The organism is Desertibacillus haloalkaliphilus (genome assembly GCF_019039105.1).
In the GTDB taxonomy this organism is placed as follows: Bacteria; Bacillota; Bacilli; order Bacillales; family KJ1-10-99; genus Desertibacillus; species Desertibacillus haloalkaliphilus.
Map to the genome: position 1 here is coordinate 1 of NZ_JAHPIV010000036.1, position 743 is coordinate 743.

Below are 743 nucleotides of genomic sequence, written 5' to 3' on the forward strand. Positions count from 1 at the left end.
CTATACTCCTTTCTTCTCCTTTCTTTTCTTTTTTTTTTCTTTCTTTCTCCCTCCTTTATCCTTTCCATTTCTTTTCCCTCTCTCTCCCTTCCCCCTCTCTCCTTTCCTTTCTTCTCCCCTCCCTCTTTTTCTTTTTTCCTCTCTTCCTCTTTTCTCTTCTCCCCCCCCCTTCTTTTCCTCTCTTCCTTTCTTTCTTTCTCCTTTTTCCTTTTTCTTTTCTTCCCTCTTTCTCTTCCTTTCTTTCTCTCCTTTTTCTCTCTTTCCCCCTCCTCCCTCTCCCTTTTCTTTCTTCTCCCCTTTCCTTTTCTTTTCCTCTTCTCCTCTTTTTTTTCCCTTTTTCCTTCCTTTTCCTCCCCTTTCCCTCTCCTCTCCTCTCCCCCTTTTTCCTCTCCCTTTCCTCCTCTCCCCCTTCTCCCTCTCTCCTCCTCCCTTTTTCCCTCCTTTTCTTTCCCTTCTCCCCTTTTTCCCTTTTTTTCTTTCCTCCCTCCCCTCCCCTCTTCCCCCTCCTTCTCCCTTTCCTCTTCCTCTCCCCCTCTCCTTTTCCTCTCTTTCCCTTTTTCTCCCCTTTCCCTCCTCTTTTTCCCCTCCTCTTTCCCCTTCTTCTCTCTTTCTCTTCTCCCCCTCTTCCTCTTCCTCCTCCTCTTCTCTTTTCTCTCTCTTTTTTCTCCTTCTCCTTCCCCCCCCCCCCCTCCCCTCCCCCCCCCTCTCCTTTCCCCTTCCTCTCCTCTTCCTTCCCTTCTCTC

The 743-nt window shown here is 48.6% G+C and carries 1 protein-coding gene; it reads right to left on the reverse strand.

What is annotated here, in order from left to right:
• A partial coding sequence (locus tag KH400_RS29475) for a hypothetical protein (RefSeq protein ID WP_217227874.1) occupies positions 1-743 on the reverse strand: 743 nt, incomplete at both ends.